14 protein-coding genes are annotated in these 15554 nt (G+C 69.1%); 12 read left to right on the forward strand and 2 right to left on the reverse strand.

Features of this window, described 5'->3' with window-relative positions:
- Positions 1-57 precede the first annotated feature (57 nt).
- Positions 58-1332 (forward strand): cysteine--1-D-myo-inosityl 2-amino-2-deoxy-alpha-D-glucopyranoside ligase, encoded by a 1275-nt coding sequence (mshC, locus tag ACOKR1_RS10665; RefSeq protein WP_422933065.1) that lies wholly within the window; start codon positions 58-60, stop codon positions 1330-1332.
- A 16-nt stretch (positions 1333-1348) separates the two neighbouring features.
- Here the strand turns inward: mshC and ACOKR1_RS10670 are convergent, their stop codons facing one another.
- Positions 1349-2248, reverse strand: coding sequence for a proteasome assembly chaperone family protein (locus tag ACOKR1_RS10670; RefSeq protein WP_422933066.1), 900 nt, complete (start codon positions 2246-2248; stop codon positions 1349-1351).
- A gap of 106 nt (positions 2249-2354) precedes the next feature.
- Between ACOKR1_RS10670 and ACOKR1_RS10675 the strand changes: the two genes are divergently transcribed.
- The 5 genes from ACOKR1_RS10675 (at position 2355) to dop (ending at position 8884) form a co-directional block, all read left to right on the forward strand.
- Positions 2355-3077 (forward strand): HAD family hydrolase, encoded by a 723-nt coding sequence (locus ACOKR1_RS10675; protein ID WP_422933067.1) that lies wholly within the window; start codon positions 2355-2357, stop codon positions 3075-3077.
- Positions 3074-4252 (forward strand): site-2 protease family protein, encoded by a 1179-nt coding sequence (locus tag ACOKR1_RS10680; protein ID WP_422933068.1) that lies wholly within the window; start codon positions 3074-3076, stop codon positions 4250-4252. Before ACOKR1_RS10675 ends, ACOKR1_RS10680 begins: the two co-directional genes overlap by 4 nt.
- A 44-nt stretch (positions 4253-4296) precedes the next feature.
- A complete protein-coding gene (locus tag ACOKR1_RS10685; protein ID WP_422933069.1) occupies positions 4297-5319 on the forward strand; it encodes a tRNA (adenine-N1)-methyltransferase in 1023 nt (340 codons plus the stop codon).
- Between the two features lie 190 nt (positions 5320-5509).
- Positions 5510-7210: a proteasome ATPase gene (gene arc, locus ACOKR1_RS10690; RefSeq protein ID WP_422936609.1), complete on the forward strand. Its 1701-nt coding sequence runs from the start codon at positions 5510-5512 to the stop codon at positions 7208-7210.
- A gap of 24 nt (positions 7211-7234) precedes the next feature.
- Positions 7235-8884, forward strand: a complete 1650-nt coding sequence (gene dop / locus ACOKR1_RS10695; protein ID WP_422933070.1) for a depupylase/deamidase Dop — start codon at positions 7235-7237, stop codon at positions 8882-8884.
- A 181-nt stretch (positions 8885-9065) separates the two neighbouring features.
- On the opposite strand, the gene ACOKR1_RS10700 is transcribed toward dop, so the two are convergent.
- Complete coding sequence (locus ACOKR1_RS10700; RefSeq protein ID WP_422933071.1) at positions 9066-10655, reverse strand: IS1182 family transposase; 1590 nt, start codon at positions 10653-10655, stop codon at positions 9066-9068.
- Positions 10656-10836: 181 nt separating this feature from the next.
- Between ACOKR1_RS10700 and ACOKR1_RS10705 the strand changes: the two genes are divergently transcribed.
- From ACOKR1_RS10705 to ACOKR1_RS10730, 6 genes are all read left to right on the forward strand, one after another.
- A complete protein-coding gene (locus tag ACOKR1_RS10705; protein WP_415855252.1) occupies positions 10837-11040 on the forward strand; it encodes a ubiquitin-like protein Pup in 204 nt (67 codons plus the stop codon).
- Positions 11041-11048: 8 nt separating this feature from the next.
- Entirely contained in the window at positions 11049-11858 is an 810-nt protein-coding gene (gene prcB, locus ACOKR1_RS10710; protein WP_422933072.1) for a proteasome subunit beta, read from the forward strand.
- A gap of 1 nt (position 11859) precedes the next feature.
- The gene (gene prcA, locus ACOKR1_RS10715; RefSeq protein WP_415855254.1) at positions 11860-12558 is read left to right on the forward strand and encodes a proteasome subunit alpha; all 699 of its coding nucleotides are present in this window, start codon (positions 11860-11862) and stop codon (positions 12556-12558) included.
- 61 nt (positions 12559-12619) lie between these two features.
- Complete coding sequence (pafA, locus tag ACOKR1_RS10720) at positions 12620-13996, forward strand: Pup--protein ligase (protein WP_422933073.1); 1377 nt, start codon at positions 12620-12622, stop codon at positions 13994-13996.
- 132 nt (positions 13997-14128) lie between these two features.
- Entirely contained in the window at positions 14129-15058 is a 930-nt protein-coding gene (locus tag ACOKR1_RS10725) for an FKBP-type peptidyl-prolyl cis-trans isomerase (RefSeq protein ID WP_415855256.1), read from the forward strand.
- Positions 15059-15102: 44 nt separating this feature from the next.
- Entirely contained in the window at positions 15103-15498 is a 396-nt protein-coding gene (locus tag ACOKR1_RS10730) for an FKBP-type peptidyl-prolyl cis-trans isomerase (RefSeq protein ID WP_422933074.1), read from the forward strand.
- Positions 15499-15554: the final 56 nt, after the last annotated feature.

The raw sequence follows: 15554 nt of genomic DNA on the forward strand, positions 1-15554 counted from the left end.
GGCGGATCGCTCCCAGCCGGTTTCAGGCCGTCCCGCGCCGAGCACTAGGCTTGTGGCGTGAAGACTTGGCGTCAGGCTCCTATTCCGTCCCTTCCCGGCAACAGCGGCCAGATCCGGCTGTGGGATTCGGCGCGGAATGACATGGCTGAGCTGCCTGCCGCGCCCGAACAGTCTTTCTATGTGTGCGGGATCACGCCCTACGATGCGACGCACCTTGGCCACGCGGCGACCTATGTAGCGTTCGATCTGCTCAACCGGGTCTGGCGCGACGCGGGGAGCACGGTCACCTACGTCCAGAACACGACCGACGTGGACGATCCCCTGCTCGAGCGCGCCGGCACGACGGGCGTCGACTGGCGCACGCTCGCAAAGCAGCAGATCGAGCTGTTCCAGACGGACATGGAGGCGCTCAACGTCCTCGCCCCGGACCACTACATCGGCGCGGTCGAGTCCATCCCGTGGATCGTGCCCGAGGTCGAGCGGCTCCTCGACGAGGGGATTGCCTACCAGCTCGCGGGCGCCGAGGGTGAGCCCGATGGCGATGTCTACTACGACGTGACGGAGGCCACGCGCCGCGCCGACTCACCGGACGCGTGGCGGCTCGGGACGGTGTCCCACCTGACGGTGGCGGAGATGATCGAGGTATTCGGCGAGCGTGGGGGCGATCCCGAGCGGCCTGGCAAGCACAGCCCTCTCGACCCGATCCTGTGGCGTGAGGCCCGGCTGGGCGAGCCGCACTGGGACGGTGGCAGCCTGGGCCGCGGTCGTCCCGGATGGCACATCGAGTGCACTGTTATCGCGCAGCGCTTCCTGCCGGCGCCGTTCACCGTCCAGGGCGGCGGCTCGGACCTCGCCTTCCCACACCACGAGATGGGCGCCGGCCACGCCTGGTCCCTGCACCACGTCCCGCTCGCGCAGCACTTCGCCCACACGGGCATGGTCGCGCTCGACGGTCAGAAGATGAGCAAGTCCCTCGGGAACCTCGTCCTCGTCTCGAAGCTGCGGGCCGCGGGGGAGGAGCCACAGGCCATCCGCCTCGCGATCCTCGCGAACCACTACCGCTCCGATTGGGAGTGGACCGCCGAGCTCTTCGCCACCGCGAAGTCGCGGCTCGCCCGGTGGCGTGAGGCGCTCCCGCAGGCGCCGCGCGGCTCGGCCGAACTCGTGCTCGCCGAGATCCGCGGGGCACTCGCCGACGATCTCGACGCGCCGCGCGCCTTGGCCGCCGTCGACAAGTGGGCCGACGACGCCCTCGCGGGGCGCCAAGACGAAGCGGCCGACGGCGCGCTCGTCGCCGCGGCACTCGACGCGCTCCTCGGCGTCCGCCTCTGAGCGAGCCGGGGCGCCGTCAGGTGGCGGTGCCACCCTCCTTGCCGCGGCGCTTGAGGTAGCGCTCGAATTCGCGAGCGATCGATTCGCCGGTCGCCTCGGGGAGGTCGGCCGTGTCCTTGGCCTCCTCAAGCTGTTGGATATAGGCCGCGATCTCCGGGTCCTCGGTCGCGAGCTCGTTGACGCCCCGCTCCCACGCCTCGGCGTCCTCGGCCAGCTCGTTCGTGTCGAGCGGGATCTGGATCATCTCCTCGATGCGGTGCATGAGGGCCAACTGCGCCTTCGGGGATGGTGCCTGCGCGACGTAGTGCGGAACCGCCGCCCAGAGGGAGATGGTCGGAATGCCGTGGTGATCCGCCGCGTCCGCGAACACGCCGACGATCCCGGTCGGGCCCTCGTACTGGGAGGCCTCGAGGTTGAGCCGCTCGCGCAGGTCTCCCGCCTCGCTCGTGGCCGTGACGGGGATGGGCCGGCTGTGCGGGACGTCCGCGAGCAGCGCGCCGATGACGATGAGGTAGTCCACGTCGAGATCCTCGACGTATTCCATGAGTTCTTCCGTGAATGCGCGCCAGCGGTACGAAGGCTCCGTGCCCTGGACGAAGACAAGGTTGATGGGATAGTCGTCAAGGCGCGCCGTCGCAACGCGAGTGGAGGGCCAGCGGATCCTCCGGCGGCCTGATCCCGAGCGGCGCACCGTGGGACGTGTGAACTGAAAGTCGTAGTAGTCGTCGGCGTCAATGGCCCCGACTTTCTGCGCGCCGAACTGCCGCTTGATCGAGCGCACGGCCTCGCTCGCCGCCTCGCCCGCATCGTTCCAGCCCTCGAATGCCGCGAGCATCACCGTGACCCTCTCGCCCTCGGCGGGCGTCGGGAAGAGGCCGTGGTGGGGTGCCGGAGCGTCGGCGTCGAACTCGTTCATCGCTCCAGCCTATGACCAAGAAGCCCCGTTCGCAGGGTGGTTCCGGCGCCCGGAGGAGAGTTTCGCGCAGGGAGGACACCCTGTCTGTCCCCGTAGACTGGTGCATATGCGCCTTCCCGACGAACTTGACGCTGCCCAGTTGCGTGCCGTCCTCTGGGACATGGACGGTACCCTCGTCGACACCGAGCCCTACTGGATTGTGGCCGAGCACGAGCTCGTCGCGTCCTTCGGCGGGCAGTGGGGGCACGAGCAGGCCATGCGGCTCGTCGGCCAAGCCCTCCCGACGTCGGCGGCGATCCTCCAGGAGGCGGGGGTCGAGCTCGAGACCCGGGAGATCATCGACCGGCTGACCGCCCGCGTCGTCGACCAGCTCGCCCAGGCCGTCCCGTGGCGCCCGGGCGCTCGTGATCTCCTCGAGGCACTCCTCGCCGCTGGGGTTGAATGCGCGCTCGTGACGATGTCGGAGCGACCCATGGTCGAGCGCATCATCGCCCACCTGCCCGCGGGGGCTTTCAGCGTCGTCGTCACGGGCGACAGCGTGTCTCACGGCAAGCCGCACCCGGAGCCCTACCTCACAGGCCTCGCGCGCCTCGCCGAGTCCCTCGACGGTCTCGACGCGTCCGAATGCGTCGCGATCGAAGATTCCCAGCCGGGCGCGACGTCCGCCATCGCGGCGGGCCTCACAACCATCGTGGTCCCGAACACCGTGGCCCTTCCGCCCGAGCTGGGTGACGAGCAGTGGGACACCCTTGCGGGTCGCACCACGGACGACGTCGCGCGCGTCCTTGAGCGAGCGACGTCCACCTTCGTCGGACAGGGGCGCGCATGAGCACGGGCCCAGAGGGCCAGCCCACTCCGGGTCAGGACCACGGCCACGCTCAGGAAGGCCGCACGCGGGACGGGATCCGGCTGGGCCGGATCGCGGGCGTCCCGATCTACCTCGCGTACTCGTGGTTCCTCATCGCGGGATTCACGGTGGTCGTGTACGGCCCGACCCTGGCCCTTCGCCAACCACAGCTCGGCGCGGGGGCGTATTTCGTTGCCTTCGCGTACGCGGTGCTGCTCCTGCTCTCGGTGCTCGTCCACGAGCTCGCGCACGCGCTGAGCGCGCGGGCGTTCGGCTGGCCGAGCCAGAAGATCGTGCTCAACCTGTGGGGTGGGCACACGCAGTTCGAAGCCTTCACGGCTTCCCCAGGGCGGTCCGTGGTCGTCGCGCTTGCTGGGCCCGCCGCCAACTTCGTGCTCGCCGGCGCCGCGTGGATCCTCGTCAACACCCTGGTCCTGACGGGTGTCGCGGACATCCTTTCGAACATCTTCATGTGGGCAAACTTCCTCATCGGGCTCTTCAACGTTCTCCCGGGGCTGCCTCTGGACGGCGGGCGCATCGTGGAGAGCATCGTGTGGCGCGCTACAGGATCCCAGGAGAGGGGCACGATCGCGGCCGGTTGGGCGGGGCGCATCGTCGTGGCGGGCATCGTGTTCTTCGGGCTCGTGCTGCCGTGGCTCCAGGGCCAAGGCCTCGACATCTCGTTCACGCTCGTGATGCTGCTTGTGGCCGCCTTCCTGTGGCAGGGTGCGAGCGCCTCGATTCGTAACGCGGGGTTCCGCAGCCGCCTTCCGAACGTCGTCGCGGGCCAACTTGCCGTCCCCGCGGTCGGCGTGCCGAACTTCGCGACGGTCGAGCAGGCCGTCCAGGCGGGCGCGGGGCACGGCGTCGTCGTCGTCCTCTGCGCGCCGGACGGCAAGCCGCAGGGCGTTGTCGACCCCGCCGCGATCACGCGCGTTCCCGAGCCGGCCCGCGCGAGCACGCCCGTGACCGCGGTGGGCTACGCCCTCGCGCCGGGCGCGTACGTTCCCGAGACCGCCGGTGGCCAGGAGCTCGTGCAGTACCTCGCCCAGCTCCAGGGCACCGAATACGCCGTCGTCGATGCCGCGGGACGCGTTGTGGGCCTGCTCAGCCAGCGCGCCGTCGTCGCCGCCATCTCGGGCCGGCCCTCGCGCTAGCCGCGACCACGCTCCGCGGCCCACGCCCCACGAAGAAGGAACACATGACCGAAAGCAGCACCCCGTCCCCGTCCGCGCTCGTTCCGGAGCCGACGGGAGCCGCGATGCGCCGCGGACCGTTCCGCGTCGGCGAGCGAGTCCAGCTCACGGACGAACGCGGCCGCATGAACACGATCACCCTCGAGGCCGGGGGAGCGTTCCACACTCACAAGGGGTTCCTGAACCACGACGTGGTGATTGGCCTTCCCGACGGCTCGGTCGTGACCAACACCGCAGGCCACCAGTACCAGGCGCTCCGCCCGCTCCTCTCGGACTTCGTCCTCTCCATGCCGCGCGGTGCGGCGGTGGTCTACCCCAAGGACGCGGGGCAGATCGTGACCATGGCGGACATCTTCCCGGGCGCCCGCGTGGTCGAGGCCGGCGTCGGTTCGGGCGCGCTGTCGATTTCCCTCCTGCGCGCCGTGGGCGACGCCGGCTACCTCCACTCGTTCGAGCGTCGCCAGGAGTTCGCAGAGATCGCGCGGGGCAACGTCGAAACGATCTTCGGTGGCCAGCACCCCGCGTGGCGCGTCTCGCTCGGCGACTTCCAGGACGAGGTCGTCAAGGCCGAGGAACGGGGAAGCGTGGACCGCGTGGTGCTCGACATGCTCGCACCCTGGGAGTGCCTCGACGCCGTCGCGACCGTCCTCGCGCCCGGGGGCGTGTGGATCAACTACGTCGCCACCGCCACCCAGCTCTCCCGCACGGCCGAGGCGATCCGGGCGGACGGGCGCTTCACGGAGCCAGATGCGTGGGAGTCCATGGTCCGCGGCTGGCACCTCGAAGGGCTCGCCGTTCGGCCCGACCACCGCATGGTCGGGCACACCGGCTTCCTGCTCGTGGCACGCCGCCTCGCGGACGGCGTCGAACCGCTCGCTCGCAAGAAGCGGGCCAAGACCGAGTTCACGCAGGAGGACCTCAACGCGTGGACTCCGGAGTCCGTGGGCGAGCGCCTGGTCTCGGATCGGAAGCTGCGCCGCGCGGCCCGAGATGCAAGGGCTGGGCGAGCCGAGGAGCCCGAAGTTTAGGTCGCGGATGCTTTCTCGCCTCTCAAACGTTGCGTCAATGTAACGCTTAGCGACTCTGGTGCTTAGGGCCCTTTTCCCCGGCCGCAGTGGAGCTAGTGTCGAGGTATCGGAACCGTCCGAGCCACGAGAGGGTGTGAGAGTCATGGAAGAGCGCGAGGGGAACGGGCCTGGGCGCGAGGACGCCGCACGCATGAATGCGGAGCAGCTGGGAGTCCTCGAGCGTCAGGTCAACGTCCTCCGGGACAAGCTTCGGGCGGTGGATCGGCAGCTTTCCGCCGCCACGTCCAACAACACCCGCATGGCTGAGATGCTGCAGACGGCGAAGACGGAGATCGTCCGGCTCAAGTCCGCCCTCGAGCACGAAGGGCAGCCGCCTTACAGCTACGGAACAGTCGTGCAGCTCAACCGCCGGCGCCCGTCTGGCGGCGCGGCCGCGGCGGTCACCGACGAGAGCGCGGACGTCGTGACGGCGGGCCGGAAGATCCGCGTGGGGCTCAGCCCGCTGGTTGCCCTCAACGAGCTCAGCGTCGGCCAAGAAGTCCTGCTCAACGAGGCGTTCGAGGTGGTCGCGGGACTCGGCTACGAGCGCTCCGGCGAGCTCGTGACCGTCAAGGAGATCCTCAGCCCGGACCGCATCCTGGTGATCGGACGGGGCGATGAGGAGCGCGTCGTACGGCTGTCCGGGCCGCTGCTGCTCGAGCAGCTCCGGGTCGGCGATGCGGTGTCGGTGGACAACCGCACGCAGACCGCCCTCGAGAAGGTGCCGCGCTCCGAGGTCGAGAACCTCGTGCTCGAAGAGGTTCCAGACATCAGCTACGACGACATCGGCGGCCTCGCGTCCCAGATCGAGCAGATCCGCGACGCCGTGGAGCTCCCGTTCCTGCACCCCGGGCTCTACCGAGAGCACGGGCTCAAGGCGCCCAAGGGCATCCTCCTGTACGGCCCGCCCGGCTGCGGCAAGACGCTTATCGCAAAGGCCGTTGCGAACTCGCTCGCAGCGCGTGCCATGGAGCGTGCTGGCGGGCAGGACATCAAGAGCTACTTCCTCAACATCAAGGGCCCGGAGCTCCTCGACAAGTACGTCGGCGAGACCGAGCGGCACATCCGCCTCATCTTCTCGCGGGCCCGGGAGAAGGCCTCGGACGGAAGCCCCGTCGTCGTCTTCTTCGACGAAATGGATTCCCTCTTCCGCACGCGCGGCACGGGCGTCTCCTCCGATGTCGAGACGACGATTGTTCCTCAGCTCCTGAGCGAGATCGACGGCGTGGAGCGGCTCGACAACGTGATCGTCATCGGCGCGTCGAACCGCGAGGACATGATCGATCCGGCGATCCTGCGGCCAGGCCGGCTGGATGTCAAGATCAAGATCCAGCGCCCGGATGCCGAAGCTGCGGCAGACATCTTCTCGAAGTACCTCACGGAGGAGCTGCCCATCCATCCCGCGGACCTCGCCGAACACGGCGGCGATCGCGCGGCGACTGTCAACCTCATGATCCAGCGCACCGTCGAGGCCATGTACTCGACGGACAAGGTCAACGAGTACCTCGAAGTGACGTACGCGAACGGCGACACCGAGATCCTCTACTTCAAGGACTTCAACTCCGGCGCCGTGATCCAGAACGTCGTTGACCGCGCCAAGAAGGCCGCGATCAAGGACCTCCTCCTCACGGGGTCGAAGGGCATCCGCATCGAGCACCTGCTTCGGGCGGTGGCCGAAGAGTTCCGCGAGCACGAGGACATGCCCAACACGACCAATCCGGACGACTGGGCGCGGATCTCCGGCAAGAAGGGCGAGCGAATCACCTATATCCGCACGATCGTGCAGGGCAAGGGTGGGAGCGAGCCCGGACGGTCCATCGAGACGGCGCAGAGCACGGGCCAATACCTGTGATCCTGGGCCGCTAGGGGGAGTGAGATGTCCAGCACCGACCACGGGCCCGACGGACTGCCCGCCGGCGGGGCCCTGCGCGTCATGGGCTCCGAGACCGAATACGGGATCCACGCGCCGTCGACCCCGGGGGCCAACGCGACGTACCTCTCGTCGCAGGTCATCGCGTCCTACGCGAAGCTCACGCGAGAGCGCCTCCACGCCTCGCCGGGCGCGGGGTGGGATTACACCGACGAGACCCCGCTGCGCGACGCGCGGGGCTGGTCGGCGAGGCGCACCCAGGCCCATCCTGACCTCCTGACCGATATGGAGCCCGTGCTCACGGCCGAAGGCGTCGCGCTCGCGCACGGCCCCGCCGAGCTTGAGCTAGACGGCGACCAGGAGCCCGCGCTCATGAACCTCGTGCTCGGCAACGGGGCGCGGCTCTACGTGGATCATGCGCATCCCGAGTACTCGAGCCCCGAAGTGACGAACCCGCTCGACGCGGTGGTCTGGGACGCTGCCGGCGACGTTGTGGTCCTTACCGCCGTGCGCGCCCTCGCGGGTGACCTGGAGCACGGTCCGATCAATCTGTACAAGAACAACACGGACGGCAAGGGCGCCTCTTACGGCTCCCATGAGAACTACCTCGTGCCGCGGTCCGTGCCGTTCACTGACCTCGTCAAGGGGCTCACCCCGTTCTTCGTCTCGCGTCAGCTCGTGTGCGGCGCGGGGCGCGTGGGGATTGGGCAGGACGGCCGGACGCCGGGCTATCAGATCAGCCAGCGCGCCGACTTCTTCGAGGCCGAGGTAGGTCTCGAGACGACCATGCGGCGCCCGATCATCAACACGCGCGATGAGCCTCACGCTGTCGCGGACAAGTACCGGCGCCTCCACGTGATCGTGGGGGACGCGAACTGCAGCCACGTGGCGAACTACTTGAAGTTCGGGACCACGGCGCTCGTGCTGAGCCTCATCGAAGCGGGCGCGGCGCCGGCCATCGAGGTCCACGAGCCGGTCGCGGCAATGCACCGCTTGAGCCACGACCCGGGGCTCGGCGAGACGGTGCGCCTCCTCGACGGCCGGCGGCTCACGGGCCTCGAGCTCCAGTGGGTGTACTTCGAGGCGGCCGCGAAGCTCGCCGCAGACGCGGGCGTCGCGGCCGAACACGGCGGCGACGGTCACACCGCGACTGTCCTCCGGCTCTGGGAGCGGGCGCTGACCGATCTCGAATCGGCACCCGACGCTGCCGCCGGATACATCGAATGGGCCGCGAAGCAGAGGGTGCTCGAGGGCTACCGGGCCCGCGACGGCCTCGCATGGAACGACGCCCGGCTCGGGCTCGTCGACATCCAGTGGTCCGACGTGCGCCCAGAACGCGGCCTCGCGTACCGGCTGCTCAACAACGGGAGCCTCGAGCGCCTCGTCGAGGACCTCGACATAGCGCGCGCGTCGGTAGACCCGCCAGTCGACACGCGCGCATGGTTCCGCGGCAAGAGCATCCAGCGCTTCCCCGCGAACGTCGCAAGCGCGAGCTGGGATTCGGTCGTGTTCTCCCCGCCCGGGAGCTACCGGCTCCAGCGCGTCCCCACCCGGGAGCCGCTGCGTGGGACCCGGGCGCTCACGGAGGCGCTTTTCGAGGAGCATCCCTCCATCGAGGGCTTCCTGGAGGCCCTCCTCGGCGAGCGTCACACCTAGGAGACTGCTGAACAAGCTCCCTTCGCAGGTTGGCTGGTGGCGTGATCGGTGCCGCCTTGGCCAGTCGAACGGCGGGTTTTGGTCGGCTCTGGGTGCAGCATGGGTCCGTCCCGCCTGTGCAGGGCGTCGTGGTGCCCCTGGCGTTGGGTTCGAGGCTGTCTTCTGGGGGCCTGCGGCGCGATCAGGCCAGCTGCCAGGTTCCGTTGTCGAAGCTGAGGCCGAGTGCGAGCAGTCGCCTGAGGTTCAGGGCGGCGACCCGGTGGTGGAGCCAGCTGTTGTTCTTCTCCACGCCCCGGTAGGGGACGCGGCGGTTGCCCCGGGTCAGCCACGCGATCGATCTCTCGACCATCGGCCGCTTGGCCCGATAGGTGGTCTGGAAGCCTTCCGCGGTGGCCCGCCTGCGGTGTGCGCGCTGGAGCAGGTCGTGGGGATGCACCTCGATCTTGCGACCGTCTCTGGCCGTGGTGCACTGCGATCGCAGCGGGCAGTGGGCGCAGACGGCGCCGAACACGGCCTTGCGGGTCTTGGTGAGCCGGCGGGTGTGCCCGGCCGGGCAGGTCAGGGTCCCTGCCTCGCCGTCGTGGGCGAAGTCGTCGATGGTGAACCCGCCCTCGACCGCGGGCCGCAGCGGCCACGGCTTGATAATCGGGGTCCACTTCCGCTGGTCCAGGGCGTGCAGCATCTCCCCGGACCCGTAGGCCGAGTCGCCGAGCACCTCGACGGCCTCCTGCCCGGCGATCGTCGGGTCGGCGGCGACCAGGTCCTTGCCGACGGATGCGTCGGAGTTCTCCGGGCCGTTGGCCTTGGTCAGCTTCACCGCGGTGGTCAGCCCGGTCTCCGGCTCGACCACCACATGGGCCTTGAACCCGTCCTGCCGGCGCTCCCGGGTCTTGTGCGCGTGCCGGGTCTCCGGGTCGACGGTGGAGATCATCCGGTCCGGTGCGACGCTGCGGGCGATCCGCCACCGCCCGTCGCTGCCGTCGGAGTCCTCCGCGGGCTCGACGTCCTGCCCGGCCACCAGCGCCAGCAGCGCCACCGCCTCCGCAGGCCTCCCGCCCGCGGCCTGGGCGGCATCGACGTCCAGCGCCGCGAGCAGCGCGAGCGCGTCGTTGACCAGGGCTGTGACCAGGCCGTCGCGCGCGGCCGCATCGTCCCACACGATCCGCGGCTTCCCGGCCGAGGCGTAGTCCTGCCCGGTCAGCCCGGCCAGCCGGGTGCACTCGGCGGCGATCACCGCCTCCGCGCCGGAGACCTCCCGGCCGACCCGCCGGATCGAGGCGACCAGCTGGGTGACCGTGTCCTGCCGGGCAACCGCGTCGTCCAGCACCGTGGAGTCAAGCGCCCGCCGCGTCCCCCCGCCCACCGCGCCGGTCGCGGCCACCACGTCCCGGACCGCCTCGAAGATCCGCTGCGGCCGGGCGCTGGCCGCGAGCCGGCGCCGCCAGTAGGTCAGGGTGGTCGGATGGAACGCCCGGTCCGCGACCGCGAAGCCGCAGGCGGCCTTCCACCGCAGGTCGAAGGTCACCGCCTCGGCAGCCTCGCGATCCGAAAGCCCGTTCAACGCCTGCAGCACCAGGACCGTGGCGACCACCTCGGGCGGGACCGAGGGCCGGCCCCGGCCCGAGGGAAAGAGATCCTCGAACATCTCCGCCGGGAACAGCTTCAGCCGATGCCCGGCCAGGAAGGCGAAGACGCTGCCCGGAACCAGCAGATGCCCGGCCAGCGCCTCAACGTCAAGGAACTCACGCTGTCCATCGTCGCGACCCTGCATGAAGCCAGTCTTAACCCTCCCCGGCCCGAAGCAGGGAGGCGCGCCCCGCCCGCCCGACTTCTTCAGCAGTCTCCTAGGCCGAAGGCGCGATTCCGCGGGACCTACCGCCCGCATGAAAGAGTGACAGTATAGGTTTCACAGCCCGGCGCAGAGGCGGCGAGCTCGACGCAAGGAGGCGGCTATGGCCGGTCAGGAGCAGAAGAGCAGCCAGTCACGGGACGACGCCGAAGACGTCGAGCCGGGCACGCCGGCGCCCGCGCCCGCCGCCCCTCAGGCGTCCGAAACGACGCAGGGCGTCGATGACCTTCTGGACGAGATCGACGGCGTCCTCGAGAGCAACGCCGAGGAGTTCGTCCGTGGGTTCGTCCAGAAGGGCGGCCAGTAGGCCCCGGCATGAACGACTTCCTCGCGGAACGCGTCGCGGCGCACGCGACGTCGTCCTTCACAGAGCATCTCGCAGCGGTTCGTCCCGAGCTGCTGCCCTCCAACCGAGTTTTGCCGGCAGACGCGTCCCATCTCGCACCGCACGGCACCACGGTCGTGGCGATGTCCTTCGCGGGTGGCGTCCTCATGGCGGGCGATCGCCGGGCCACGATGGGGAGCATGATCGCGAGCCGGCACATCGAAAAGGTCTTCCCGGCCGACCACTACTCGGTGCTGGGCATCGCCGGGACGGCGGGTCTTGCAGTGGACATCGTGCGCCTGTTCCAGGTCGAGCTCGAGCACTACGAGAAGATCGAAGGCACGCTTATGAGCCTCGAGGGGAAGGCCACGCGGCTCGGCGCCATGATCCGCTCGAACCTCAGCCTCGCGCTCCAGGGGCTAGCCGTCGTGCCGCTCTTCGCGGGCTACGACCTCGATCAGAGCATGGGCCGGCTGTTCTCCTACGACGTGACCGGCGGGCGGTACGAGGAACTCGAGCACCATTCGGTGGGCTCCGGCTCCGTCTTCGCGCGTGGCGCCCTCAAGAAGCTGTGGCGCCCCGGGCTTTCCGAGTCGGACGCAGTTCGGGTAGCCGTCGAGTCACTCTTCGACGCGGCCGACGACGATTCCGCCACCGGCGGGCCCGACCCCGTCCGCCAGCTCTGGCCGGTCGTGTACACGGTGACGCGGAGTGGGAACCGCCGCGCGCCGGAGCACGAGCTCGCGCGGGTGGCCGGGGACATCCTCGAGCAGCGCAGCATCGCCGGACGAGAGGCCTGAGATGACGCAGCAGTTCTATGTCTCGCCCGAGCAGATCATGAAGGACCGGGCGGACTTTGCGCGAAAGGGCATCGCGCGGGGCCGCTCGGTCGTCGTGTTGAGCTGTCGCGAGGGGATCGCGCTCGTCGCGGAGAACCCCTCGCCCTCGCTCCACAAGATCGGCGAGATCTACGACAAGATCGCGTTCGCCGCCGTGGGCAAGTACAACGAGTTTGAGAGCCTGCGCCAGGCCGGCGTGCGCTACGCCGACGTCCGCGGCTACTCCTACGACCGCGTCGACGTCACCGGGCGAGGCCTCGCGAGCGTCTACGCCCAGAGCCTCGGCGCCGTCTTCACCGCGGAGCAGAAGCCGTTCGAGGTCGAGCTCACCGTGGCCGAGGTGGGGCACGACGTCGGCTCTGACCACCTCTTCCGGCTCACCTTCGACGGCTCGATTGCCGACGAGCGCCGCTTCGTCGTGATGGGCGGCGCGGCCGAGCGCGTTGCCGAGGCCGTGATCGGTGGGTGGAGCGCGGAGGCCTCCTACGCGGAGGCGATCCAGCTCGCCGCGAAGGCCCTTCGCGAGGACCGGACCGAGACGGCGCTCAGCCTCGAGGTCGCCGTCCTCGACCGCAACTCGGAGACGGAACGCGGTGTCCGCCGGGCCTTCCGCCGCATCGGTCCCGACGAGCTCACCGAGCTCCTCACCGGACCGATTTAGCCCACGGGCAACTGGCGGTCCCGACCACCGTCAGACCACTTCGTCACAGCAAAGGAGTCGCGTGGACCGCCGCATCTTCGGCGTCGAGACCGAATTCGGGATCGCGTATTCGAGCCCCCAGGGCCGCCCGCTCGCCCCCGAGGAGGTGGCGCGCTACCTCTTCCGCAAGGTCGTGAGCTGGGGCCGGTCGTCCAACGTGTTCCTCGGCAACGGTTCCCGCCTCTATCTCGACGTGGGCTCTCACCCCGAGTACGCGACCGCGGAGTGCGACGACGTGGCTCAGCTCGTCGCGCACGACCGGGCGGGGGAGCGGATCCTCGTGGACCTCATCGACGAGGCGCAGAAGCGGCTCCACGAGGAGGGGTTCGACGGGAGTGTCTACCTCTTCAAGAACAACACCGACACCGCCGGCAACTCCTATGGGAGCCACGAGAATTACCTCATCCCGCGGCGAACCGAGTTCTCCCGGCTGGCCGAGATCCTCATTCCGTTTCTCGTTACGCGCCAGCTCCTCTGCGGAGCGGGCAAGGTGCTCCGTACGCCGCACGGTCCGATCTTCGCGTTCTCGCAGCGCGCCGACCACATTTGGGAGGGCCTCTCTTCGGCGACGACCCGGTCCCGCCCGATCATCAACACTCGAGACGAGCCGCACGCCGACGCCGAGCACTTCCGCCGGCTGCACGTCATCGTGGGGGATTCCACGATGGCCGAGACGACGACCATGATGAAGATCGGCACGGTCGATCTCGTCCTGAGGATGATCGAGTCCGGCATCATCATGAGGGATCTCCGCATGGAGAACCCCATCCGCAGCATTCGGGAGATCTCGCACGATCTGTCGGGACGCGCCGTCGTCCGTCTCGCCAACGGCAGCGAGCTCACGGCCCTCGACATGCAGCGGGTCTATCTCGAGAAGGCGAGCCAATTCGTTCAGCAGTACGGCGCTCACACGCCGCACGTGCCGCGCATCCTCGACTTGTGGGACCGCACCCTCACGGCGATCGAGTCCGGCGACACGTCCGGAATCGACACCGAGGTCGACTGGGCCATCAAGAAGAAGCTCATCGATTCGTACTGCTCGCGGCACGACGTGGACCTCGACTCGGCCAGGGTCGCGCAGCTCGACCTGACGTATCACGACATCAGCCCCGAGCGGGGACTGTTCTTCCTCCTCCAGCGCCGGGGCGCCGCGGCCAGGCTCACCGAGGACGCAGACATCGAGACGGCCATCCAGTCCCCTCCGCAGAGCACGCGCGCCCGGCTCCGGGGCCGGTTCGTCCAGGCGGCCCAGGCGGCCGGCGCCGACTACACGGTGGACTGGGTCCACCTCAAGCTCAACGATCGCGCCCACCACACCATCCTGTGCAAGGACCCGTTCGCGAACGAGGACTCTCGTGTCGACGAGCTGCTCGAAACGCTCCGGCCGTTTTCGGGCTGAATCCGTCCGAACGGTAGGGTGGCCCGCAGGGGCGCGAGCTGGTTCACAGGCTGAGTCGTTACCCTAGTGACGGCCCACGGGCCCCCGACCGCCGCCACGACCGTGGCGGCGACCCCCACAGGAAGTAGATCAGTGCGCCGACTCATTGCGCTCTTGCTGCCGCTTGCGCTGCTTGTCGCCGGCTGCAGCTCCGGAAGCTCGTCGTCGAGCGAGCCGACCAGCCAGTCCGCCGGTGACGTCAATGCCTTGAGCTCGCTCAAGGTGACTCCCAACGACGCGAAGGCGCCGACGGTCGACTTCAAAAAGCCGCTCACGGTCTCCAGCCTCACCATCAAGATGGTCCAGGAGGGATCGGGCGCCCGCGTGAAGGCCGGCCAGTCCACGACCGTGAGCGTCCTCGCCCTCAAGGGCACGGACGGCAGCACGCTCGGCGATTCGTTCAGTCAGGACCAGCCCGAGAAGGTGCCGGTCGACGATAGCCTCAAGCAGCAGAATGCGTCGCTCTACAACGCACTTGTCGGCGCCAAGATCGGCTCCTACCTCGCCTACGCGACCCCGCCCGTGAGCGCCGAGCAGGGTGGCGATGGGACCACGACGCTCCTGATCCTCAAGATCAATGACGCCAAGGACGTCCCCGCTCCGCTGAGCAAGCCGTCCGGCGACGCGGTCACGCCGCCTGCCGGCCTGCCGAAGGTCACCGAGGATTCGAAGGGAGTCCCGCAGATCGACGTCAAGGGCGTCGCGAAGCCGACCCAGCTCATCTCGCAGGACCTCATCAAGGGCAAGGGCGCTACGGTGCAGGCCACGGATACGATCGTGGCCAACTACGTCGGCGTGAACCTTTCCGATGGCACCAAGTTTGACTCGAGCTACGATCGCGGCACCCCGGCGACGTTCGGCCTGGGGCAGGTCATCGAGGGCTGGACAAAGGGTCTCACCGGGAAGACCGTCGGTTCGCGCGTGCTGCTCGTGATCCCGGCCGCCCAGGCCTATGGCGATCAGGGTCAGGGGCAAGCGAAGGGCGATCTCGTCTTCGTCGTCGACATCCTCGGCGTCCAGTAACCCTGCGCCGCTACCCAGACCCGGTTCAACAGAGAGGAACACCCATGTCCTTCGGACAGCGCGAGTACGACCGGCAGAAGCCGGAGATCGATTTCCCCGAGGGGCCCGTGCCCTCCGAGCTCAAGATCGTGGACCTCATCGAGGGGGAGGGCCGTGAAGTTTTCCCCGGTGACACCGTGTCCGCCCATTACGTCGGCGTGGCCTGGTCCACGGGCGAGGAGTTCGACGCGAGCTGGAACAGCGGCCGGCCGCTCGACTTCCGCGTTGGCGTCGGCCAGGTCATCCAGGGGTGGGACCAGGGGCTTCTCGGCATGAAGCTCGGCGGCCGCCGCCGGCTCGAAATCCCGTCCGATCTCGCGTACGGCTCGGCCGGCGCGGGCGGGGTGATCGGCCCGAACGAGGCGCTCATCTTTGTGGTCGACCTGGTCGGGGTTCGCTGACCCGAGCTTTAGCTCACACTCTCCGCGGGGCGCGGGCGGCATGTGCCGCCCGTGCC

This window comes from Sinomonas sp. P47F7 (assembly GCF_049332655.1).
Classification (GTDB): Bacteria; Actinomycetota; Actinomycetes; order Actinomycetales; family Micrococcaceae; genus Sinomonas.